This window comes from Methylophaga pinxianii (assembly GCF_020447225.1).
Classification (GTDB): Bacteria; Pseudomonadota; Gammaproteobacteria; order Nitrosococcales; family Methylophagaceae; genus Methylophaga; species Methylophaga pinxianii.
On the sequence record NZ_JAJAEO010000015.1, the window covers coordinates 1 to 250 of the forward strand.

Sequence of the window (250 nt, forward strand, 5' to 3'; positions counted from 1 at the left end):
AGGCAGCTTCACCGGCAAAATCAACCAAACTGCGAAAAAGCCCTTTATGGGGTGAAAGTGGAACCGAGTATGCCGAAAGGGGCTATAGCTCAGCTGGGAGAGCGCCTGCCTTGCACGCAGGAGGTCCGCGGTTCGATCCCGCGTAGCTCCACCAACCTTTTGATACGAACAACCAATCTCTGTCTTGTGTAAAAATACTTCAAAGTAAGCTTGTTGAGTTTATTTTAAAGTGTTTCATACACTGCTCTTT

1 tRNA gene is annotated in these 250 nt (G+C 47.6%); it reads left to right on the top strand.

Annotated features, from left to right (window positions below):
• Positions 1-78 precede the first annotated feature (78 nt).
• Positions 79-154: transfer RNA gene (locus LGT40_RS00070), tRNA-Ala, on the top strand.
• Positions 155-250 lie beyond the last annotated feature (96 nt).